The organism is Arthrobacter sp. ZGTC131 (genome assembly GCF_002929275.1).
GTDB lineage: Bacteria > Actinomycetota > Actinomycetes > Actinomycetales > Micrococcaceae > Arthrobacter.
In genome coordinates this window covers 614,717-636,655 of the sequence record NZ_PJIK01000001.1, presented here as the reverse complement: position 1 = coordinate 636,655, position 21,939 = coordinate 614,717, and the positions used below count along the sequence as shown (strand labels likewise).

21 protein-coding genes are annotated in these 21,939 nt (G+C 66.9%); 17 read left to right on the top strand and 4 right to left on the bottom strand.

All coding sequences use genetic code 11. The features are described 5' to 3' along the window. The first annotated feature begins 73 nt into the window (after positions 1-73). Together nhaA and yidC are read left to right on the top strand one after the other, a co-directional pair. Positions 74-1,417 carry a Na+/H+ antiporter NhaA gene (gene nhaA / locus CXQ90_RS02925; RefSeq protein WP_104136777.1) on the top strand — a complete coding sequence of 448 codons (1,344 nt, stop codon included), beginning with the start codon at positions 74-76 and terminating at the stop codon, positions 1,415-1,417. 591 nt (positions 1,418-2,008) lie between these two features. Beyond that, positions 2,009-2,833 carry a membrane protein insertase YidC gene (yidC, locus tag CXQ90_RS02920; protein ID WP_104136776.1) on the top strand — a complete coding sequence of 275 codons (825 nt, stop codon included), beginning with the start codon at positions 2,009-2,011 and terminating at the stop codon, positions 2,831-2,833. Between the two features lie 94 nt (positions 2,834-2,927). Here the strand turns inward: yidC and CXQ90_RS02915 are convergent, their stop codons facing one another. Then, positions 2,928-3,581, bottom strand: coding sequence for an HNH endonuclease family protein (locus CXQ90_RS02915; protein WP_258064330.1), 654 nt, complete (start codon positions 3,579-3,581; stop codon positions 2,928-2,930). Positions 3,582-3,911: 330 nt separating this feature from the next. Here CXQ90_RS02915 and CXQ90_RS02910 point away from each other — a divergent pair, with 330 nt between their 5' ends. After that, positions 3,912-4,472, top strand: coding sequence for a dihydrofolate reductase family protein (locus CXQ90_RS02910; protein ID WP_104136775.1), 561 nt, complete (start codon positions 3,912-3,914; stop codon positions 4,470-4,472). A 66-nt stretch (positions 4,473-4,538) separates the two neighbouring features. Beyond that, positions 4,539-5,198 (top strand): NAD(P)H-binding protein, encoded by a 660-nt coding sequence (locus tag CXQ90_RS02905; RefSeq protein WP_104136773.1) that lies wholly within the window; start codon positions 4,539-4,541, stop codon positions 5,196-5,198. Between the two features lie 30 nt (positions 5,199-5,228). Here CXQ90_RS02905 and CXQ90_RS02900 read toward each other — a convergent pair whose 3' ends face one another. Next, the gene (locus CXQ90_RS02900) at positions 5,229-6,431 is read right to left on the bottom strand and encodes an ROK family transcriptional regulator (RefSeq protein WP_104136772.1); all 1,203 of its coding nucleotides are present in this window, start codon (positions 6,429-6,431) and stop codon (positions 5,229-5,231) included. A gap of 217 nt (positions 6,432-6,648) precedes the next feature. On the opposite strand from CXQ90_RS02900, the gene CXQ90_RS02895 reads away from it, so the two are divergent. The 5 genes from CXQ90_RS02895 (at position 6,649) to CXQ90_RS02875 (ending at position 12,651) form a co-directional block, all read left to right on the top strand. Further along, positions 6,649-7,953 (top strand): ABC transporter substrate-binding protein, encoded by a 1,305-nt coding sequence (locus tag CXQ90_RS02895; protein WP_104136909.1) that lies wholly within the window; start codon positions 6,649-6,651, stop codon positions 7,951-7,953. A 27-nt stretch (positions 7,954-7,980) separates the two neighbouring features. Further along, a complete protein-coding gene (locus CXQ90_RS02890; protein ID WP_104136770.1) occupies positions 7,981-8,934 on the top strand; it encodes a carbohydrate ABC transporter permease in 954 nt (317 codons plus the stop codon). Further along, a complete protein-coding gene (locus tag CXQ90_RS02885) occupies positions 8,934-9,830 on the top strand; it encodes a carbohydrate ABC transporter permease (RefSeq protein WP_104136769.1) in 897 nt (298 codons plus the stop codon). The genes CXQ90_RS02890 and CXQ90_RS02885 overlap by 1 nt, the downstream gene beginning before the upstream one ends. A gap of 52 nt (positions 9,831-9,882) precedes the next feature. After that, complete coding sequence (locus CXQ90_RS02880) at positions 9,883-11,595, top strand: glycoside hydrolase family 13 protein (protein ID WP_104136767.1); 1,713 nt, start codon at positions 9,883-9,885, stop codon at positions 11,593-11,595. Between the two features lie 87 nt (positions 11,596-11,682). After that, positions 11,683-12,651, top strand: coding sequence for an aldo/keto reductase family oxidoreductase (locus CXQ90_RS02875; protein ID WP_104136765.1), 969 nt, complete (start codon positions 11,683-11,685; stop codon positions 12,649-12,651). 102 nt (positions 12,652-12,753) lie between these two features. Here CXQ90_RS02875 and CXQ90_RS02870 read toward each other — a convergent pair whose 3' ends face one another. Continuing rightward, positions 12,754-13,677 (bottom strand): TauD/TfdA family dioxygenase, encoded by a 924-nt coding sequence (locus tag CXQ90_RS02870; protein ID WP_104136764.1) that lies wholly within the window; start codon positions 13,675-13,677, stop codon positions 12,754-12,756. A gap of 73 nt (positions 13,678-13,750) precedes the next feature. Then, positions 13,751-14,770: an ABC transporter substrate-binding protein gene (locus CXQ90_RS02865; RefSeq protein WP_104136762.1), complete on the bottom strand. Its 1,020-nt coding sequence runs from the start codon at positions 14,768-14,770 to the stop codon at positions 13,751-13,753. 327 nt (positions 14,771-15,097) lie between these two features. On the opposite strand from CXQ90_RS02865, the gene CXQ90_RS02860 reads away from it, so the two are divergent. The 8 genes from CXQ90_RS02860 (at position 15,098) to CXQ90_RS02825 (ending at position 21,875) form a co-directional block, all read left to right on the top strand. Next, complete coding sequence (locus CXQ90_RS02860) at positions 15,098-15,961, top strand: CoA ester lyase (RefSeq protein WP_104136761.1); 864 nt, start codon at positions 15,098-15,100, stop codon at positions 15,959-15,961. A gap of 27 nt (positions 15,962-15,988) precedes the next feature. Then, complete coding sequence (locus CXQ90_RS02855; protein WP_104136759.1) at positions 15,989-16,936, top strand: DUF2797 domain-containing protein; 948 nt, start codon at positions 15,989-15,991, stop codon at positions 16,934-16,936. 80 nt (positions 16,937-17,016) lie between these two features. Further along, positions 17,017-17,241 (top strand): DUF3188 domain-containing protein, encoded by a 225-nt coding sequence (locus tag CXQ90_RS02850; protein ID WP_104136757.1) that lies wholly within the window; start codon positions 17,017-17,019, stop codon positions 17,239-17,241. A 44-nt stretch (positions 17,242-17,285) separates the two neighbouring features. Next, positions 17,286-17,747 carry a MaoC family dehydratase N-terminal domain-containing protein gene (locus CXQ90_RS02845; RefSeq protein WP_104136755.1) on the top strand — a complete coding sequence of 154 codons (462 nt, stop codon included), beginning with the start codon at positions 17,286-17,288 and terminating at the stop codon, positions 17,745-17,747. A 2-nt stretch (positions 17,748-17,749) separates the two neighbouring features. Next, complete coding sequence (locus CXQ90_RS02840) at positions 17,750-18,187, top strand: MaoC family dehydratase (protein WP_104136754.1); 438 nt, start codon at positions 17,750-17,752, stop codon at positions 18,185-18,187. 14 nt (positions 18,188-18,201) lie between these two features. Next, positions 18,202-19,464 carry an MFS transporter gene (locus CXQ90_RS02835; RefSeq protein ID WP_104136752.1) on the top strand — a complete coding sequence of 421 codons (1,263 nt, stop codon included), beginning with the start codon at positions 18,202-18,204 and terminating at the stop codon, positions 19,462-19,464. 136 nt (positions 19,465-19,600) lie between these two features. After that, positions 19,601-20,668 carry a UDP-N-acetylmuramate dehydrogenase gene (locus CXQ90_RS02830; RefSeq protein ID WP_104136750.1) on the top strand — a complete coding sequence of 356 codons (1,068 nt, stop codon included), beginning with the start codon at positions 19,601-19,603 and terminating at the stop codon, positions 20,666-20,668. A gap of 100 nt (positions 20,669-20,768) precedes the next feature. Beyond that, on the top strand, positions 20,769-21,875 hold the full coding sequence (locus CXQ90_RS02825) for a winged helix DNA-binding domain-containing protein (RefSeq protein ID WP_104136749.1): 1,107 nt from the start codon (positions 20,769-20,771) through the stop codon (positions 21,873-21,875). Positions 21,876-21,939: the final 64 nt, after the last annotated feature.

Below are 21,939 nucleotides of genomic sequence, written 5' to 3'. Positions count from 1 at the left end.
CGTAGAATGGAGGCAGGTGAGCCGGGAAGTCTGGTCGGCACAGTATTTGTCGACCCTACGATCGGGACCCCTCATGAACCTTCCCTCAATTCCGCCCATCGGATCTACTGTCTTTGGACGCGGCAGCTACGCCGAAGCACTGCGCATCGGCACGATCCTGCGGAAGGAAACCGTCGGGGGCACGCTGCTGGTCGCCGCCGCCGTGATCGCGATCTTCTGGGCGAACTCACCCTGGGCTGAGAGCTATTTTGCTCTTCGGGACTTCAGGATCGGCTACGCGCCCTGGCATCTGGACCTCAGCCTCGGAGCCTGGGCTGCCGATGGCCTGCTGGCAATCTTTTTCTTCCTCGTCGGGCTCGAACTCAAACGAGAGTTCGTAGCCGGAGACCTGCGACAGATCAGCAAGTCCGTCGTGCCCGTCGCCGCCGCCGTCGGCGGAGTGGCTGTCCCCGCCCTGATCTACGCCCTGATCAACTTCTCGAATCCGGAGGCACTGCGGGGCTGGGCCATCCCCACCGCCACCGACATTGCCTTCGCCGTGGCCGTCCTTGCGATCATTGGCTCCCACCTGCCCAGCGCCCTGCGAATCTTCCTGCTGACCCTGGCGGTGGTCGATGACCTGATCGCGATCACCATCATCGCCATCTTTTACTCCAGCGACCTCCAGCCCGGTCCGTTGCTGCTGGCGCTGATCCCTCTGGGCCTTTACGCCTTCCTGGCCCAGAAACACCGACGGTTCTTTGGCACCAGGCTGGCAGCGGCCTGGATTATCCTGCTGCCACTGGGCGTCGTCACCTGGGCGCTCGTGCACGCCTCAGGCATCCATGCCACCGTCGCCGGCGTGCTCCTGGGATTCGCGGTCCCCGTCATCCGTTCACAAGCCGGCGGCGGCCCCAAAGCGGGCCCCGGACTGGCGGAAACCTTCGAGCACCGCTTCCGGCCCATTTCCGCCGGTATAGCGGTCCCCATCTTCGCGTTTTTCTCGGCGGGCGTCGCCGTCGGAGGCTGGAACGGACTGGCATCAGCGCTGACCGACCCGGTCGCGGTGGGCATCATCTTTGCCCTCGTCCTGGGCAAACCCGTGGGCATCCTTGGAATGTCCTGGATTCTCACGAAGGCCACCCGGGCCCGGCTGGACAGTTCCCTCAAATGGGTCGACATTTTCGGAGTCTCGGTCCTCGCCGGTATCGGATTCACAGTTTCCCTGCTCGTGGCTGAGCTGAGCTTCGGTCACGGAGATCTGCACGACGACCACGCCAAAGTCGGCATTCTCACTGCCTCCCTCATTGCCGCTGTGCTGGCCGCCGCAGTACTCAGCACCAGAAACCGCCAATACCGGCTGGCCGAAGCCGAAGAACAAATCGACTCCGACGACGACGGCGTCCCCGACGTCTACCAGCGGGACAACCGCTCCTGACCCGGTGCAGCCAACCAGCCGCCGGCACGCCCCGCCGTGGTGAAAATCATCGGCTTCAACCAGGCCAGCACCACGATTCGCGAACGCCTCGGCGAGAAACTCGGCGCCGGTCACTAGTACCGGGCGAGATAAATCCACGCCATAAGGCACGCGATCGCAAGAACCTGATCGCGTGCCTTATTGCTTCAGGTGATCAACGCTTGGCTGGAGACCTTCCAAAGTGATGATGGGCGGCGTCGTGCTTATCGGCAACTCGGGCGCATGCTTCAGCACGCCGATATGACGGGCAGTCTCACGACGCCTAGCGACTGCTTGTTCTCTTCGCCGGAACCACAGGTCTCCGATGGCCAAAGGTTGCCGGGTTGCGAAACACCTGATTGGTGTTTGGGGAGATCGAGTCTCCCCACCGCTACAGATCAAGCCCCGGGATCCGCGAGATTCCGGGGGCTTTTCTGTCTTCGAGCGAGCACTCTACTGGTGTTGCCAGCCCCACCAGCCTGCTGGCGGCCCGCGAGCGTCCCCGGCAACGCCGGACCGTGACAACAGGCATGTTTCCCCGTAGCTTGGCAGCACTGGCGAATGGGGATATCAGTGGACTTCTTCCAAACAATCATGTTTCCGTTCAACTGGCTGGTGTCCGTCATCATGGTGGGTTTCCATGAGGGCCTCAGCACCGTCGGCATGCCGGCCGCCAGCGGCTGGACCTGGACGCTGTCCATCATCGGGCTGGTGCTGGTCATCCGCGCCGCCCTGATTCCCGTGTTCCTGAGGCAGGTCAACGCACAGCGCCGCATGCGGCTCCTGCAGCCTGACCTGCAGAAGCTGCAGGAGAAGTACAAGGGCAAAACCGATCCGCTGTCCCGGCAAGCCATGGCCCAGGAACAGATGGCCATCTATAAAGAGCATGGCACCAATCCCTTCTCCGCCTGCCTGCCCCTGCTGATCCAGACGCCGTTCTTCTTCGCCCTCTTCCAGGTGCTCTCCGGCATCAGCACGGCACGCAACCAGGGCACGGGAATCGGGGCCCTGAGCCGCGATCAGGTGGTGCAGTTCGATGAGTCCGCCATCTTCGGGGCCCCGCTGTCCGCATCGTTTCTGCACGGCGGCGAAGGCAATCTGACGTCAGTCTGGATCCTGACCATCGTGATGATCCTGACCATGACGGCCGCGCAGTTCATCACGCAGAAGCACATTATGGCCACGAGCATGCCCGACGACGCCGCGGCCAGCCCCTTCATGCGGCAGCAGAAGATGCTGCTCTACATCCTGCCCGTTGTGTTCGGCGTGGGCGGCATTATTTTCCCCATCGGCGTTCTGATCTACTGGACGGTCTCCAACCTTTGGACCATGGTGCAGCACCGCCTGGTCACGGACCCGCGGACGCCCGGGCACGGCGGGGTCCCGCGCCCGGGGTGACGCCGGCCTCGGACAGCAGGAGCGCCGCCAAACGGGCAAGAAAAAGCCCCGCACCGCCGTCGGACGGTGCGGGGCTAACCTGCAGGGCGGGGCGTCAGGCTTTGGTGACGCTCACCCTTACGTTGGGGCAGGAATCCGCATAGCGGATCAGCGCGGCCTTCTCGGCGCTGTCCACGCGCAGGCCCCACCGGATCTTCACCGCGATCCACTGGCCGATGTAGGCGCACCTGTTCGCGGGCGGCATCCACGATTCCGGGCCCCTCGCCTGTTTGGCGGAGTTCAGGGCCGCCGTCTGGGCGTTCAGGGACCGTGAGTCGCCCAGATCGTTGTAGAACGCCACCCGCCGCGCCTGCGACCAGGAGCGCGCCCCGGAGCCCCACGCCTCGTGGACCGGGACCGTGTGGTCGATTTCCACCGCAGAGGCGGAGTAGTGGGTCCGGTTATCCCAGGTCGTCAGCCAGCGGGCCGTGCGGACCGTGCACCTCCGGGTGGTGGTGTAGGTCGCCGTCGCTCGCGCCTCCTGCAGGAGCACCTCGGCGCGGGTGTTCTGGCAGTCGCGGTTGGTGTCGAGCCAGGAGCCGAAGTAGCGGGTCCGGTCGTAGCCGGCATTGCTTTCAGCAGCTACCGGAAGCGACCGCGCCGCGCTGCGCAGCGTCGCCGAGTAGTAGGTGGCGGCTTCCGCCGGCACCGCGAGTCCCGCAAGCAGGAGTCCCGTGGCCAGTCCTGAGGCGGCGAGGGACCTGCCCACGGCCGCCCGGCTGAAGTGTGAAACGAGTAAAGTCGCCCGAATCCGGACGTGTTTGAACCGGCCTGCCGGCATGGTCCCCCCATTTAGGTCATGAAATTTGATGCGCACTGGTTGATGCGAAGACCAGCATGACAGCGGAAAAGCGCCGGAGACGGGTCCTTGATCAGGTCTTGATTCAAACCTGTGCCAATGCTGCGGAGGGCGACTTGAACGGGCCGCCGGCGCCGCGCTGTTGCCATCCGGCCGCACCGAACCTAGGGTCGGATTGCGGCCCGCCGGAAGCGGGAGCCGGTGCGGAAATGTCCACCGCCCAACACACGGAGGGTCTCCATGGCCAAGCTGATCTACTCGGGAATCATGTCGCTCGACGGCTACGTGGCGGACCGGGACGGCAACTTCGACTGGGGCGAGCCCGACGCCGAGGTGCACACGTTCGTGAACGAGCTGGAGCGCTCGGTGGGCACCCACCTCTTCGGCCGCCGGCTGTACGAGGTGATGGCAGCGTGGGAGGACACGGATGCCTTCGCCGCGGAGCCGGACTATATCCAGGAGTTCGCGCGGCTCTGGAAGGAAGCTGACAAAGTAGTCTTCTCCCGGACGCTGACCACGCCGTCCACTCAACGGACTAGGATCGAGCAGGAGTTCAATGCCGGTGCCGTCCGGCAGCTGAAGGCGGACGCCGGACAGGACCTGGCCGTCGGCGGTCCGGATCTCGCCGCCTCGGCCATCCGGGCGGGTCTCGTGGATGAATTCCAGATGTTCGTCTCACCCGTGACGGTCGGCGGCGGCAAAAAGTGCTTCCCGGAGGACGTCCGGCTCCGGCTCGAGCTGCTCGAAGAACGGCGGTTCGGGAACGGCGTGGTGTACCTCCGCTACCGGAACCGAACCTGATGCCGCTCCCGGCACTGACGGCGGCTGCACTGGGCCTCCCCGCGCGCCGTGGGACACAATGGGGGCATGACCCGAATCGCAATCATCGGCGGCCACGGCAAAGTGGCCCTCCACCTGTCCGCCCTGCTCATGGAAGAGGGGCACAGCGTCACGTCCTTCATCCGCAACCCGGACCAGTCCGCCGACGTCGCGTCCACCGGCGCGTCGCCGTCGGTCCTGGACATTGAAAACTCGACGACGGCGGAAATCGCCGCTGCGCTCCGGAGCCATGACGCCGTGGTCTGGTCAGCCGGCGCCGGGGGAGGGAACCCGCAGCGAACCTACGCGGTGGACCGGGATGCCGCCATCCGCTCGATGGACGCGGCGGCGGAAGCCGGGGTGGGCCGGTATGTCATGGTGTCGTACTACGGCTCCAGGCCGGACCACGGCGTCCCCGAGGACAACGGCTTCTTCGCCTACGCCGAGGCCAAGGCCGCGGCGGATGAATACCTGCGCGGCACGGGTCTGGACTGGACCATCCTCTGCCCCGGCCCTCTCACCAGCGGGCCCGGCACCGGCCTCATTGACGTCAATCCCGATGCCCCCTGGCAAAGCGCCGACGCCTCGCGCGCCAATGTGGCGATCGTTGCCGCGGCCGTGCTCGAGCTGCCCGGAAGCGCCGGCAAGACCATCGAATTCCGGGACGGCACCCTCCCGGTTGCCGCCGCGCTAAATCTGGTGAAGTAACCAGCCAGGCGGCGTGATGGGCGGAGCGGCTTAGGCCGGTACGGACAGCTCCAGGTCCAGGGTGTTTTTCTCCACGTAATCCAGGGCGCACCTGACGGCACCCACGGTCACGATGGAGTCGCCCAGCGGGGAAACGGCCACTCTTGGCGCGGTCGCGGTGAACTCTTTCAGGCGAACGGCGATCGACTCGAGCAGAGCCCCCGCCGAGTTGGCCACGGCCCCGCCGATCACCACGAGTTCGGGGTTGATGATGGTGGCCACGGCGCCAATGGTCCTGGCCATCCGGTCGGCCAGGCGGTCCAGGATTTCCAGTGCCACGGCATCTCCCGCAGCGGCGGCCGCGAAGACATGTTCTGGTCCGGCGCCGTCCTTGGCATGCTCGCGGAGAGACGTCGTGGCTGTTCCGACCAGGGCCTCCGCCGCCCACGTCCTCGCCATGGCTGCGATGCCGAAGGTGTCGCCCACGCCCTCGACCATGTCGAGGAACGCCAGTTCGCCTGCGCCGCCGCCGATGCCGTGCACCAGCCGCCCGTCGTCAATCACGCCGGCGCCCACGCGCTCACTGGCCAGGATGACCACGACGTCGTCCACGCCTTCAGCCGCGCCACGCCAGCGCTCGCCCAGGGCGGCGAGGTTCGCATCGTTTTCGAGCAGCACCGTCCACCCCCTGAGTTCCTGGAGCGCGGCCTTGAGCCCGACGTCGAAGAGCCCCCAGAAGTGCTGGGCGGCCAGCACGTTCCCCTTGCGGTCCACCGGAGCTGCGATGCCGGCGCAGACGGCCAGCACGGAGTCGGGGGAGGCCCCCACGCTGTGCAGCGCCATCATGGCTGTCTTCTCGATCACGGCCACGCGCTCCGCGGCGGTGATCTCGGCGAGGGCGAACGGCTGGCTCGACCGTCCCAATACCTTGCCGCGGAGATCGGACACCACCACGGTTGCCTTGGAGTAGCCCACGTCCATCCCCAGCACGTAGCCGGCGCGCTCGTTCAGCTCGAATCTACGGGCCGGCCTGCCCTTTTGGTATCCGCCGAAGGCGCGCTGGTTTTCCAGCTCCCGGATCCAGCCCCGCTCCATGAGGTCTTCGCACACCGAGATGGCGGTGGCCCGGGTGAGGCCCGTGGCCTGCATGACGTCGGTGACTGTCACAGCCTGGGAGGCCCGCATGAAATCCAGGACCGCTCCGGCACTCACCCGCCGCAACAGCTGGGGCGTAGCCGCCGTCATTTCGGACATGGTGTTGACCTCCTTGTGCTTTTCCCCACATAATACTTGAGGAACTAAATTTAGATTCCATATAAACTTCGCACGGTGGGCCGGACGGCCACCGACCACCGGCTTTGTCTTCCAGAACCACCACCTTTTGCAAAGGAGCAACCGTGAACAGCATCCTGAAGCACTGCCCGCCCGGACCGCCCCGGCCCGCGCCTTCCCTCATGCCGGTCTCCGCCCTGTGAGGGCCGCACGTAGCGGAAACGCCCCGATCGGCCGGCGCGCACTGCTGAAATTCGCAGGCCTCGCCGGGGCCGCCGCCGTACTCCCGCTCTCCGGTTGCGGCGCCACGCCCAGCACGCAAAACGGCGTGACCACGCTGCGGTTCATGCAGAACAAGCCTGAGGTGGTGGCCTACTTCAACCAGGTCATCAAGGACTTCGAGGCACTGAACCCGGACATCCGCGTCATCCAGGACTTCAACGAAGGCAACTTTGTTCCCGGGCTGGTCCGCAACGATCCGCCGGACGTCGTGACCCGCGGATTCGCGCAGGCAACCGCCGACTTCGTCAAGAAGGGCATCTTCGCCGACCTGGCAGACATGCCGGTGGCCGCCACCATCGACCCCAAGATGCAGGAGCTCATCAGCTCCTGGGGCCAGTACAACGGGAACGAGGTCAGCGCCCTGCCCTTCTCGCTGGCGGCAGCCGGAGTGATCTATAACAGGGACATCTTCGAGGCCAACGGCGTTGCGGTCCCCACCTCGTGGGACGAGTTTGTTGCGGCCTGCGAAACGTTCAAGGCTGCCGGCATCGCGCCGATCTACGGCACCTACAAGGACCCGTGGACCCTCTCGCAGGGAATGTTCGACTACGTCGCCGGCGGGTCGCTGGACGTTGCGGAGTTCTTCTCGAAGCTCACCGCCAGGGGCGCCGCCATCAGCGCTGACGCCCCCGAATCGTTCACCAGCAACTTCAGCCCGGCGCTGCCCAAGATGCTACAGCTGGCGTCCTTCGCCCAGAACGGGGCAGCCAGCAAGAACTATGCGGACGGCAACGCGGCCTTTGCCAAGGGCCAGGCCGCGATGTACCTGCAGGGCCCGTGGGCGCTCTCCCAGCTCGTCGCGGCGAACAAGGGCATCAGGCTTGGAAGCTTCCCCCTGCCGGTGACGAACAACGAGGCCGACACCAAAGCCCGGGTGAACGTGGACATGGCGCTCTCCATCACCCGCAACACGCCCAACATGGCCGCTGCGCAGCGGTTCGTCAACTACCTCCTGGAACCGTCGGTGGTGAACACCTACAACGAAAAGAACGCCGCGTTCTCCCCGCTCAAGGACGCACCCGCCGTCGAAAATCCGCAGATCAGCGGGCTGGGTGCCTCGGTCAAGGAGGCACGCTACTACCAGGGCGCCGGCACCTACTTCCCGCCGTCCGTGCCGCTGAACAACTACGTTCAGTCCTTTGTGTACGGCAAGAACGGCGACCAGTTCCTCGCAGCCCTCGACGACGAATGGCGCCGCGTTGCCGAGCGCACCGCCGTCTGACCCACCACCCGAAATCCAGGAGCCCTAATGACCGCAACATCCCGGGTGGCCCAGACAGCCCCTCCCGCAGGACGCAACCTGCCGACCTCCGCGTCCGCCAAAACCGCAACGCTCCGGTCCAGGAACAGGACCGACCCCACGTACTACTGGATGGTGGTGCCTGTACTGGCACTGTTCGCCTTCTTCATCACCCTGCCGGCACTCGTGGGCGTCTTTTTCAGCCTCACCAACTACGCCGGCTACGGCGACTGGAAGTTCATCGGCCTGTCCAACTACGTCAACATCTTCAAGGACCCGGCCGTCCTACAGTCCTACATCTTCACGTTCGTCTTCGCCCTGGCCACCACCGTGGTGGTCAACGTCGTGGCCCTCGCGATCGCCCTTGGTTTGAACGCCAAGATCAAGTGGCGCACGGGCATCCGCACCGTCTTCTTCATCCCCATGGTGCTGTCAGCCCTGATCGTGTCCTTCGTCTTCAACTATCTGTTCTCCAACACCCTCCCGGTACTGGCGGAGCGGTTCGGCGTGACACCGCTCGCCACGAGCATCCTCGCCAACGAGAACCTCGCCTGGCTCGCCATCGTGCTGGTCACCGTGTGGCAGGCCGCGCCCGGCGCCACCATCATCTACCTCGCCGGCCTGCAGAGCGTGCCCTCCGAGGTCTATGAAGCGGCGGACCTGGACGGCGCCGGCAGTTTCCGGCAGTTCCTGAGCCTGACCCTGCCGCTGATCCTCGGCTACCTCGTGATCAACGTGATCCTCGGGTTCAAGGGCTTCCTGGGGACCTACGAGATCATCGTGGGCCTCACCGGAGGAGGGCCCGGCATGGCCACCCAGTCCGTGGCGATGCGCATCTTCTCCGGCTTCACGGGCGGCGACTACTCCTACCAGATGGCGAACGCCGTCATCTACTTCCTGATCACCTTGCTGATCTCCGTCATCCAGCTGCGCCTCATCCAGCGCCGGGGGGTTTCACTCTAATGACCGCTTCCACACTTTCCGACACCATGGGCGGAGCCGCGGCTCCCGTCCGCAAGGCCCGCCGTTCCAGCCGTGAGGGCTACAAGGTCAACTGGTGGCTCACCGCGCTGATGATCGTGGCCTCGCTGACGGTCCTGCTGCCGCTGTACTTCACCGTGGCCATGGCCCTGAAAACACCGGACCAGATCGGCACGGGAACGGGCCTTGCCTGGCCAAGCCCGATGAACTGGGAAAACTTCGCTGCGGCCTACGTGGCCACGAACTTCCCCCGGGCGTTCATGTCCACCGCCTTCGTCACCGTGCTGAGCGTCCTCGGTTCGCTGGCCAGCAGCTCGCTCGTCGCCTACGCCATCGCCCGGAACTGGAACCGGAAGTTCTTCCGCGGCTCCTTCATCTACCTGCTCTCGGCCATGTTCATCCCGTTCCCGGTGATCATCCTGCCGCTGATCAAGCAGACGGCACTCCTTGGCCTGGACAACCCGGCCGGCGTCGTCTTCCTGCACGTGCTCGGCGGTATTTCGTTCAACACTCTGCTCTACATCGCCTTCGTCCGTTCCATCCCGGTGGAGCTGGAGGAGTCGGCCCGCATGGACGGCGCCACCACGTGGCAGGTGTTCCGCAAGATCATCTTTCCGCTGCTGGCACCGATGAACGCCACCGTGGGGATCTTCGCCTTCCTCGGCTCCTGGAACGACTTCCTGCTGCCCCAGATGATGATCGCCGACCCCAGCCTTCAGACCCTCCCCGTGGTGCAGATGCTGTTCCAGGGCGAGTTCAACACCAATTACAGCCTCGCGTTCGCGTCCTACCTCATGGCCATGGCACCCACATTGGTGGTTTACATCCTGGCCCAGCGTTGGGTACTGTCCGGAGTCATGCGCGGGGCCGTCAAGTAAACCCATCAATCCAGTCCAGCAACAACCCCAACCACAAGAAAAGGATCATCCCTTGTCCACCACCGCCACGCTGGCAACCCTGTCCGATTCCGACCGTCTGGCCGATCCGAACTGGTGGCGCCAGGCGTCCGTCTACCAGATCTACCCCCGCAGCTTCTCCGATTCCAACGGGGACGGACTGGGCGACATCAAGGGCATCACGGCCAAGGTCCCGTACCTGAAATCGCTGGGGATCGACGCCGTCTGGCTCAGCCCGTTCTACCCGTCCGCGCTGGCCGACGGCGGCTACGACGTGGACGACTACCGCGACGTGGACCCGAAGCTGGGCACGCTGGATGACTTCGACGAGATGGCAGCGGCACTGCACGCCGCCGGCATCAAGCTGATCGCGGACATCGTCCCGAACCACTCCTCGGACCGGCACGAATGGTTCAAGGAAGCCCTCGCCTCGCCCAAGGGCTCCGAGGCGCGCGACCGCTACATCTTCCGTGACGGCAAGGGCCCCAACGGCGAGTTCCCGCCGTCGGACTGGGACTCGGTGTTCGGCGGGCCCGCCTGGGAGCGGATCACCGAACCGGACGGCACCCCCGGGCAGTGGTACATGCACATCTTCGCCAAGGAGCAGCCGGACCTGAACTGGGCTAACCGGGAAATCCGCGACGACTTCCTCAAGACCCTGCGCTTCTGGTCCGACCGCGGCGTGGACGGCTTCCGCGTGGACGTGGCGCACGCCCTGACCAAGGACCTCACCGAGCCCCTGCTGTCCAAGCTGGAACTGAGTGCGGCCAACACCGGGACCGACGGTTTCGACGACGGCTCGCACCCGTTCTGGGACCGCGACGATGTCCACGAGGTCTACACCGAATGGCGCGAGGTGTTCAACGAGTACAACCCGCCGCGCACCGCCGTGGCCGAGGCCTGGGTGCACGCTACCCGCCGGCCGCGCTACGCGAGCCCCGAGGGCCTGGGCCAGGCGTTCAACTTCGACCTCCTGCAGGCCGATTTCGACGCCGAGGAGTTCCGCGAAATTATCACCCGCAACCTCGCCGAGGCGGCCGCCACCGGCGCGTCCTCCACCTGGGTCTTCTCCAACCACGACGTCGTCCGTCACGCCACGCGCTACGGCCTGCCCAAGACCTCCCGGGGCAAGAAGCACGCCAAGGGCCAGGACGGCAAGGACTGGCTGCTGGCCGGCGGACCCGAAGAGGAACTGGACGTGGCACTCGGCGAGCGCCGCGCCCGCGCCGCCACGCTGCTGATGCTCGCGGTACCGGGCTCCGCCTACCTCTACCAGGGAGAGGAACTAGGCCTCCAGGAAGTCGCGGACATCCCCGACGCCGAGCGGCAGGACCCGTCGTTCTTCCGCAACAAGGGCGTCGAGGTGGGCCGTGACGGCTGCCGCGTGCCGCTGCCGTGGAAGGTTGAGGGGACCTCCTTCGGCTTCGGCGACAGCGGGGCCCACCTGCCGCAGCCGGACTGGTTCAGCAAGTACGCCGTCGAGGCCCAGGACGGCACCGAAGGCTCCACCCTTGAGCTCTACCGCACGGCCCTGAAGCTGCGCCGCGAACTGCAGGCCGAGGAAGAGCTGGAATGGATCGAAACCGGCAACCCGGAGGTCCTGCACTTCAGCCGCCCCGGCGGCTGGCAGTCCGTGACCAACTTCGGCGACACCGCCGTCGAGCTTCCCGCCGGGACCGTGCTGGTCAGCAGCGCCCCGCTGGAAGACGGCAAGCTGCCGGCCAACACCACCGCCTGGCTGCGCTGACATAACTCAATATCAAGTACAGGTGGCGGTGCCCGGCCGGGGCGCCGCCACCTGTTCGTCAGCCGCGGCACATGAAAGAGTGAAGCAATGACTGATCACAACGTTCCACCGTCCGCGCAGGAGCTCATTTACGGCTGCATGGGCCTTGGCGGCGGATGGACCGACGAACCCCATGACGTTCACCATGTGGAGGAGGCCGCTGCCGCCGTCGACGCGGCGCTGGAGGCCGGCATCACGCTGTTCGACCACGCGGACATCTACCGCAGGGGCAAGTCCGAAACTGTTTTCGGTGAGGTGCTGGCGTCGACGCCGGGCCTGCGCGAGCGCATCCGGCTGCAGACCAAGTGCGGCATCCGCCTCAACGAGCGCGGGCTGGAGACCCACTACGATCTCAGCGGTGACTCCATCATTGAGCGCGTGAACGGCAGCCTGGAGCGGCTGCGCACGGACTATGTGGACGTCCTCCTGCTGCACCGGCCGGATCCCCTGATGGACCCGGCGGAGGTGGCGGCCGCCGTCGGGAAGCTGATGGCGGAAGGCAAGGTGCGGGCACTGGGTGTGTCCAACATGTCCGGCGAGCAGATCGCGTTCCTCCAGGACAGCCTGGAGACGCCGGTGGTGGCCAACCAGCTGGAGATGAGCCTGCTGAAGCGGGCCTGGCTCGAGAGCTCGGTGCTCGTCAACCATCCGGAATCAGCGGATCACAGCTTCCCGCACGGCACGATCGAATACTGCGCCCGGCAGGGGATCACCCTGCAGGCCTACGGCGCACTGGCACGCGGGCACTACACGGGGAATCCGCCCGAGCGGCCCACGCCTGCCGAGGCCGCCACGGCGGCGCTGCTGGCGGACATGGCGCGCGAGAAGGGAACCACGTCCGAAGCCGTCCTGCTGGGGTGGCTCATGAGGCATCCCGCCGGGATCGCGCCCGTCATCGGCACTGCCAACCCGGACCGGATCCGAGCCTGTGCCGGAGCCGGCCGCGTGGCCGAAACCATGACCCGCGCCGAGTGGTACCGGCTGTGGGTCACGGCCCGGGGGAGCAACATTCCCTAACCCCGGCCCGCCCAATCGCCGCTTAACCCAATGAGTCGCAGTTAATGTCGCTATGAGCGTTCAAAACGACATTAACTGCGACCTTGTTGGGCTGGCGGCGGCTTAGCTCAGCGGGGCTACTTCCGAATACGTGGAGGAGTCACCCTGCAGAGCCTGGCTCGGTTTGCCGTCCACACCCACCGGGATGTCTCCGGCGATGGTGACGCGGTTGAGCTTGCGGGGCTGGCCGTCGTAGTTGTCCGGTGCGTAATGCTGGGTGATCCGGTTGTCGAAAAGCACCAGCTGGTTGGGCTCCCAGTTGACGCGCACCACGTTCTCGGGCCGCGTGACGTAGGCCTGCAGCAGCCGGATGATGTCCCGTGACTCCGTGTTGGACAGGCCTACGATCCGCAGGCGCTGCGCGAAGCCCCCAATGAACAATCCGCGCTCGCCGGTCAGCGGGTGGACGCGCACTACGGGGTGGGCGGTCTCGAATTTGAGCCGGGTGAACTCCTTGCGGCGCTCCTCCGCGTTCTGGTGCTCCAGGTTCTTGGGCACCGAGTAGTCGTAGTCGTTGGTGTGGATCGCCCACAGGGTGTCCGCGAAGTTGCGCAGCTCATCCGGCAGGTCGCGGTACGCGGCGGCGGAGGAGGCGATCAGCGTTTCGCCGCCGTACGCCGGCAGATCGATGCTGCGCAGGGTGGATGCCTGCGGCGGGTTGACCACGAACGTGACGTCGGTGTGCCAGTTGTTTGCGGAGCCGTTTTCGCTGTCCACCGGCAGGACGTTTTCCTCGCCCTCCACCGAGGCGACCGTGGGATGGGCCTTGGTGAGCGGTCCGAAGTGGCTGGCGAACTTCACCTGCGCCTCGTCGGAGAGGATGTTGGCTTCCCGGAATACCAGGGCCTTGTGTTCGTTGAGCGCCGCGCGGATCTGGGCGACGGTCTCCGCGGGCAGGTCCCCGCTGAGGTCCAGGCCGCGGATTTCGGCCCCGATGCGGGAGCCCAGCTTGGCGAATTCGAGCTTGGTTTCGGTGATGGCGGTCATTGTTCTTCCTTACTGTTGTGTCGCTTGCGGCGGGTTACTTGCGGCGGTTACTGCGGTGCGCTAAGTGCGGCGGTTACTTGGAAACGAGGCCGTTGAATTCGTTGGTGTAGAGCTTCTTGGGGTCCAGGTCGGACTTGATGATGCCTACGGACTTCAGGTAGTCGTTCCAGCGGGTGAAGTCCTCGTCCTTGATTTCGCCCTTGCTGGGAACGCCCACGCTCTTCCAGTACTGCAGGGCGGCGGGGTTCTCATTCCGGCCGCGTTCCTTCAGGATCTTGGTGAACCGGGCAATCACTTCCTGGCGCGGCGTGGTGCGTTCCCATTCGATTGCCTTCGCCACGCCGGTGGTGAACGTCCGGGTGGTGTTGGGGTTCTGGGCGATGAAGTCTTCGCGGAGCACGTACGGGCCGCCGGCAAAGCCGCCGAACAGGTCGAAGTCGCTGAAGACGGACCTCAGCCCTCCGTTGGCGATGGCCTTGTCCTGGAGGATGCTGCCCAGCGAGCCCGCATCCACCTGCCCGCGGCGGATGGCTTCCTCGGTGTCGTTGGGCGGCACCACTACGAGCTGGACCTGCTTGATCTCGTCCGCGCTGAGCCCGTTCTTCCGGAGGTAGGTGTTGATCACGGCCTCCGAGTGCGCTCCCAGCGTGTTGACCGCGATCTTCTTGCCGATGAAGTCCCGGGCCGTCCGGATGGGGCTGTCCTCCTTCACGTAGTAGCCGTTGAAGGTCTTGCTGTCCTCGCCGTAGTAGTTGATGACGGCCTTGACCGGCGCCCCGGCTTCGATGAGCTTCACCACCGCACCCGCGAAGGCGCCGCCGAAGTCCGTCTGCCCGGTGGCGGCGGACTGGATGTCCTGCGGGCCGCTGATGGTGTTGCCCACCCAGTTCAGCTTCACGTCGCCCAGGTAGCCGAGATCCTCGGCAAGCTCGGGGAGGGTCACGGTATTGGCCCAGCCCTGGTAGCGGAGCTCCTTGACTTCGGTGGCGCCCGGGGCGCCCGTGCCGGCCACCGAGGGGCCGCCGCAGCCGGACACCGTCAGGGCGATGACGACGGCGGCCGCAGCACTCAGGATGGTCAGGTGTCGTTTCATGGGGGTTTCCTTCGGTGGTTGCTTGGTGTCTGTTGCCGGGTCACTGCCCGGGGCACTGCCGGCCGCCGCAGCGGCCGACGGATCGATGTAAGCGCACTTGCCGGACGCAGAAAAGTGGGCCGGTCACGACGCGAAACCCTTGGAAATCCGCTGAAATACCGCGCAACGCAGGGTCATGAGGCGCCCTGTTTCGGCCGATGAATCCCCGTGACGGCCGGCACGCGGAACGGCCTCCCGCGCCGTAGACTTCCGCTTTTGTTCGTATTGGTCTCCGCCGGGGACCGGTCATCTTCGCCTTAGCAGGTGCGGGCCGGATACGGTAGGTATATGACGTCTTCCTCCACCGCCGAGATCACCCGGCACGAACGCAACATCCCCGCCGAAATCGCCCGTTCGTGGCTGCTGGTCAACGCAATGAAAACCGAGCTCTTCGACCAGTCGGCGGTATCCCGCGCGGATTCCGTCATTCTGGACATCGAGGACGCGGTGGACCCCTCACAGAAGGACACAGCCCGCGAGAACGTGGTGAACTGGCTGACCGCCGGCGGCCAGGCCTGGGTCCGGATCAACGACGCCATCAGCCCGTTCTGGGCCGATGACCTCGCCGGCCTCCGCGGCACGCCCGGACTGCTCGGCATCATGCTGGCCAAGACCGAATCCGCGGACCAGGTGACCGAATCCTTCCACCGCATGGACGGCAAGACGCCCGTCATCCCGCTCGTCGAGAGCGCCCTCGGCATCGAGGAAGCCAACAACATTGCCAAGGCGCAGGGTGCGTTCCGGCTCGCCTTCGGGTCCGGCGACTTCCGCCGCGACACCGGCATGGCGGCCACGCCGGAGGCGATGGCCTACCCGCGCGCCAAGCTCGTGGTGGCCAGCCGCGTCGGCAACCTGCCCGGCCCCATCGACGGCCCCACCGTCGGCACCAACCACCCGATCCTGCGCGAGCAGACCGGCATCACGGTGATGATGGGCATGACCGGAAAACTCTGCCTGGCCATCGACCAGACCAGCGTCATCAACGAGGTCATCAGCCCCACGCCGTCGGACGTCGCTTGGGCCACGGACTTCATGGCCGACTTCGAGGCCAACGGCCGCGTCATCCGCGACGGCTCGGACCTGCCCCGCCTGGGCCGCGCCGAAAAGATCATGAAGCTCGCGGTAGCCTTTGGCGTGCAGCCGGCGCTCTAGCCAGCACCTGTACCTTCAGGAGACCCCGTGACCGATACCCAGTATCTGGTGCACGGGGTCTTTTGGGATGGTCCGCCTGCGGCGTGCAGGACGTCCGACGGCGGCAGCCCGGTTCTGCGCCTCCAGCACCTTTCGCCGGGCCATGGGTTCAGCGAGGTAAGGCTCGACGCCGGCGCACGGCTCGGCTTCCGCGTCTCGGACGGCGGGAAGCACTGCCTCGGGCACACCAAGGTTTTCTCCGAGGCGGAGCGGGAGCATGTGCCGTGCCCGGACCGCTTCCCGGCGCTTCGGGGCAGCCAATGTGAGCGCTGCTTCGTGGTGGACGACTCCCGGCTGATCCACGATTTCCACCGTGGCGGCCGGGTGCCGCCGGGGCTGCGGAGCTACCTCATGCAGCCGCACTGGCTGTATGTGGCCACCTTCGCCCAGGGCGCCAGCAAGATCGGGACGGCATCGCAGCCCCGCAAATGGAACCGGCTGGCCGAGCAGGGTGCCGTGGTGGCCCGGTACGTTGCACTCGCCGAGGACGGCCGCGTGGTGCGCCTCCTGGAGGACATGGTCACCCGCGAAGCCGGCCTGGCCCAGCAAGTCCGGTCCGCCGCCAAGGCGGCCGCCCTGACAGACCCGCTGCCCGTCAGCCGGCTCGACGAACTGAACCGCCGCCGGGCGGAAGAAGTCAGGACGCTGCTGGCGGGCACCGCCGTCGGGGGTTTCGACGTCGTCGACGAGCAGTGGGTCCGGCCGGCGCAGGCCGCCGGCCTGGTTGCTGCTTCTGCCCGGCACGCCTATCCGCACAGCATGGACGGGGGCAGCCACGGCTTCAGCCTCGGGGCGCTGTGCGGAAGCCACGGCCTGGTGGGCATCGAGGGCTCGGAGTTGGACTTCGTGGTGAACCTCGGGCTGCTGAAGGCGCGGCTTATCGAGCCGGGGGAGTTCAGCTCCGAGGTGCCCGCGGTGCAGGAAGCCCTGTTCTGAAGCCGCCTTCGCCGCGGCGCGGACCCGTCGCCGCCGCCCAAGCGGAACGGGCGGTCGCCGGAACTCGGTAAACTGGCACGGTGCTGAACGAATTCTGGGCCTCGGCGCCCGCCTCTTACAAAGTCCTGGTTTTCAGCGCGATGGGCCTGATCGCCGCCGGCATCATCCTGAATCTCGCGGGGAATGCCGCGCACAACCAGGGGCTCATGGTGGCGTCGCTGCCCGTGATCGGCCTCGGCCTCGTGCTGCACGTGGCCGGCCTGGTGGTTCGCGGCCAGCAGGTCCGCAAGAACCTGCGGAAGTAGCCCCGTACTGGGTGGTCCGCGGCGACCCCAGTAGGCTTGAGCCCATGACTATCAATCCGGATCTGCAGGGACGAAGCTACCCTGCCGCAGAGGTGTACGACGTCGGCCGCGAGAAAATCCGCGAGTTTGCCCGCGCGGTCAAGGCCACCCACCCCGCCCACTTTGACGTCGACGCCGCGCAGGGCCTGGGCCACCGCGACCTCGTGGCGCCGCCCACGTTCGCCATCATCGTCGCCCAGCGCGCCGACGCGCAGCTGATCGAGGATCCGGAGGCCGGGATCGACTTCTCCCGCGTGGTCCATGCAGACCAGCGCTTCACCCACCACCGCCCTATTTTTGCCGGCGACCGCCTGGTAGCCGAGCTGCACGTCGACGGTGTCCGTGCCATGGGCGGCGGTGCCATGATCACCACCCGCGCCGAGATTTTCGCGCTCACGGACGGGGACGGGCGCGAGCCCGTGTCCACCACCAAGTCATCCATCCTGGTCCGCGGAGAGGGACAGTAGCCATGAGCCCCACTTTCGAAGAACTCAGCGTCGGCCAGGACATCGGCGGCCGCAGCATCGACGTCACCCGGCAGGACCTGGTCAAGTACGCCGGGGCGTCCGGCGACTTCAACCCCATCCACTGGAACGAAGCCTTCGCCACCGGCGTGGAGCTCCCGGGCGTCATCGCACACGGCATGTTCACCATGGGAGCCGCCGTGCAGCTCGTCTCCGACTGGGCAGGCGACCCGGCCGCCGTCGTCGACTATCAGACCCGCTTCACCAAGCCGGTCCTCGTGGCCGACACCACCGGAACCGGCGCCGCCGGCGCCGTCATCGAGGTCAGCGGCGCCATCGGGGCGCTCGACGCCGAGGCACGCACCGCGCGCGTGGACCTCGCCGTGGTCTTTGACGGACAGAAAGTCCTCATGAAGGCCCAGGCGCTCGTCAAGGTGGCCTGAAGCGTGATCCGCTCTTGAGCTCCACCGCAGTCCAGGCACGGGAGGTCACCCTCTGGCGCAACGCGGTGGTAGTGGCCTACTGCGCCAGCGGCATCGCCTTCGCGTCCTGGGTCTCCCGCCTGCCCGCGATCCGCGACGGACTGAACCTCACGCCGGGGACCATCGGGCTGCTGCTGCTGTGCATGACGGCCGGCTCCTTCCTCTCGGTGTCAGCCTCGGGGCTGATCGTGCTGCGGCTCGGCTCGAAGCGGACCATCCGGACCGGCAGCATCATGGTGGGCATCGGACTGGTCCTGGCGGGATTTGGCACGTCCGTGCTATCAAGTCCGCTGGCTGTTGCCGCCGGGCTGGCCGTGATCGGCCTCGGCACCGCGAGCTGGAACACCGCGTCCAATGTGGAAGGCGCCGCCGTGGAGCGGGCCGTGGGCCGGCACATTATGCCGCGCCTCCACGGAGCGTTCAGCTTGGGTACGGTGGCCGGTGCCGGGCTGGGGGCCTGGGCCGCGGCTACGAGTGTGCCGGTGTTTTGGCATCTCGCTGCCGCCGGTGTGGTGGTGGCAGTTTCGGTGACGACGGCGGCCGGCTGGTTCCGCGCCGACGTCACCCCTGTGATCTCCCGCGCCACGTACCGGCCGGACAACTTCGAGGACCCCTCCACCGGCCCGCTGCCCATCATCCGGGCCGGGGACAGCGAGCCGCCGCTGGACAACAAGCGCAAGATCGCCCAGGCCTGGCGGGACAAGCGGACGCTGCTGCTGGGAGTCATGGTCCTGGGACTTGCCCTGGCCGAGGGCGCAGCGGGGGACTGGGTGGCGCTGGCGCTCGCCGACGGCCACCACCAGTCCGACGCCGCCGGGGCCGCCGGCTACGGGATCTTCGTCACCTTCATGACCATCGGACGGTTCGCCGGCACCGTGGTGCTGGACCGGTTCGGCCGGGTTCCCGTGATGCGCTGGTGCTCCGCGCTGGCCGTTGCGGGGCTGGCGCTGTTCGTCTTCGCACCCGTTCCCTGGCTGGCCTACGCCGCGCTGGCCGTCTGGGGGCTCGGGGCTTCCCTGGGATTCCCGGTGGGCATGTCCGCCGCGGCCGACGACCCCGCCAAGGCGGCCGCACGCGTCTCCGTCGTGTCCACCATCGGGTACGGCGCGTTCCTCTGCGGCCCGCCGCTGCTGGGGCTGCTGGCCGAGCACGTCGGGATTCTCCACTCCCTGCTGGCCGTCATGGCCGTGCTGGTGGTGAGCTTCCTGCTCTCCCCGGTGGCCCGCAAGCTTCCGTAGGCTTCGGTACACGGGAAAGCGGGCGGGTTCCGCTGGCCGGCGGCCGGGACGTCCGGGCGGGCTGGCGGCCTCGGCGTCCGGACTGGGCGGAAGGCCCGGTAGCAGGCGCCGCGGCAATCCCGGTTAAGCTGGACAGGTGACTCCCACAATGCTTTCCGACCTGACCACGGCTGCCGTCGGCGGCCCCGCCGGCAACTACATCGAGGCCCGCACGGAAGCGGAGATCATCGACGCCGTGCGGACGGCGGACGCGGCCGGTGAGCCGCTGTTGATTATCGGCGGCGGCTCCAACCTGTTGATTTCCGACGACGGGTTCCCCGGGACGGTCGTGAAGATCGCCTCCGAAGGGTTCACCGTTAACGCCGAGGACTCCTGCGGCGGTGTGGCCGTGGTGGTCCAGGCAGGGCACAACTGGGACGCCCTCGTGGAGCATGCGGTGCTGCACGCCTGGTCCGGGATCGAAGCGCTGTCCGGCATTCCTGGGGCCACCGGTGCGACGCCGGTGCAGAACGTGGGCGCGTACGGTTCCGACGTGTCGCAGACCATCGCAGCGGTGCGCACCTGGGACCGGGAACGCAACGCAGTGAAGACCTTCACCAACTCCGAGCTCAAGTTCGGCTACCGGGACTCCATCCTCAAGCAGACCACGGTCAACGGTTCGCCGCGCTATGTGGTGCTCACCGTCGAATTCCAGCTCCCGCTGGGCCGCATGAGCGCACCCATCCGCTACGCCGAGCTGGCCAGGGTCCTCGGTGTCGAGCAGGGCCAGCGGGCCTATTCAAACGACGTCCGCCGCGAGGTGCTTCGCCTGCGCGCATCGAAGGGCATGGTGCTGGATCCCGCCGACCGCGACACGTACTCCACCGGTTCGTTCTTCACCAACCCCATCGTCCCCACCGGGGTGGCGGCCGGGCTGCCGGACAGCGCTCCGCAGTATCCGGCCGGTTCGGACGGCCTGGTGAAGCTCTCCGCGGCGTGGTTGATCGACCAGTCCGGGTTCGGCAAGGGCTTCGGGCTCGAGGCCGGCAGTGTCTCCGGCGGCCGGGCCTCGCTGTCCACCAAGCACACCCTGGCCATCACCAACCGGGGCTCCGCGAGTGCTGCGGACATGGTGGCGATCGCGCGCGAGGTGCGCGCCGGCGTCGTCGGGCGTTTTGGCATTGAACTCCACCCGGAGCCGCTGCTGATCGGCGTCGAGCTCTAGAACCCGGAAGACCCGCGCGCGGCTCGGCAGTATCCCTGCCAGCAGCCGGTTTGGGCGGGGCACGGCGCCGCACGCCGGTCGCCGGTCCTAGGATGGGGCCATGGGAGCAGCAACGAAGACGCGCGTCACCTCCAAGGTCATGGGCCGCCTGAGAATGGCGTCGCAGGGACTTCTGGGCGAGGGCTTTTGCAGCGTTCCGGAGGCGGTCCGCTCGATGACGGCCATGCAGGCCCAGGATCTTCAGGCGGCACTCTGGGCGGTGGGCTCGCGCGTTCCCGGCGCCGGGCTGAGCGATGTCCGGGAGGCCCTCGAGGCAGGGGCCGTGGTCAGGTCCTGGCCGATGCGCGGCACTCTGCATCTGCTGGCACCGGAGGATCTCCGCTGGATCCTGAACATCACCACCGGACGGATGGTCCAGGGCACGTCGGGACGGCACCGGCAACTGGAGATCACCAGCGCGGATGTCGAGGCCTGCCGGGAGATTGCGCTCGGCCTCGTTTCGGGCGGCCGAGCTGCCAGCCGCGAGGAGCTGTTCGCCGCTTTTGAAACGGCCGGGCAGGCCACCAAGAATCAACGGGGCATTCACCTGCTCTGGATGCTATGCCAGAGTGCGTCGCTGGTGCCCGGGCCGCTGGACGGGAACCAGCAGAAATTCGTGGCGTTCGACGAGTGGATCACCACGTCCCGGGACCTCGGCCGTGACGAGGGCATCGCGGAGTTGCTGCTCCGGTACCTGCGCAGCCACGGCCCGGCCACGGTGCGGGATTTCGCATGGTGGTCCAACTCCACGCTCACGGAGGCCCGGGCCGCTTTGGCAACGGTCAGCGGGGAGCTCGTGGAACTGGAATTTGGCGGAACGGGCTATTGGCTCTCACCGGAGACGGCCGCGCTGCTTGACGACGGCGTCCCGGGGCAGCGCGCCGTCCTTGCCCTGCCCGGGTTCGATGAATTCGTTCTCGGCTACACGGACCGGAGCCTCGTGCTTCCCCCGGAGCATGCGCAGAAGATCGTCCCGGGCGGCAACGGTGTATTCAAGAAGGCCGTCGTAGCCGGCGGCGAGGTGATTGGAACGTGGGGGAGGCAGGGGAGCGGCCGGGCTGCCGGCGTCGTGCCCGTTCCCTTCGACGAAGCCAAGCCGCTGGGCCCGGCCACCCTGGCTGCCTTCATCAGGGCCGCCGAGCGGTACGAGAGGTTCCTCGCGGCCTGACGGCTCCCCCTGGCTGAAACGCAAAAAGCGGCCCCGCACCGCATGAGCGGCCCCGGGCAGGGCC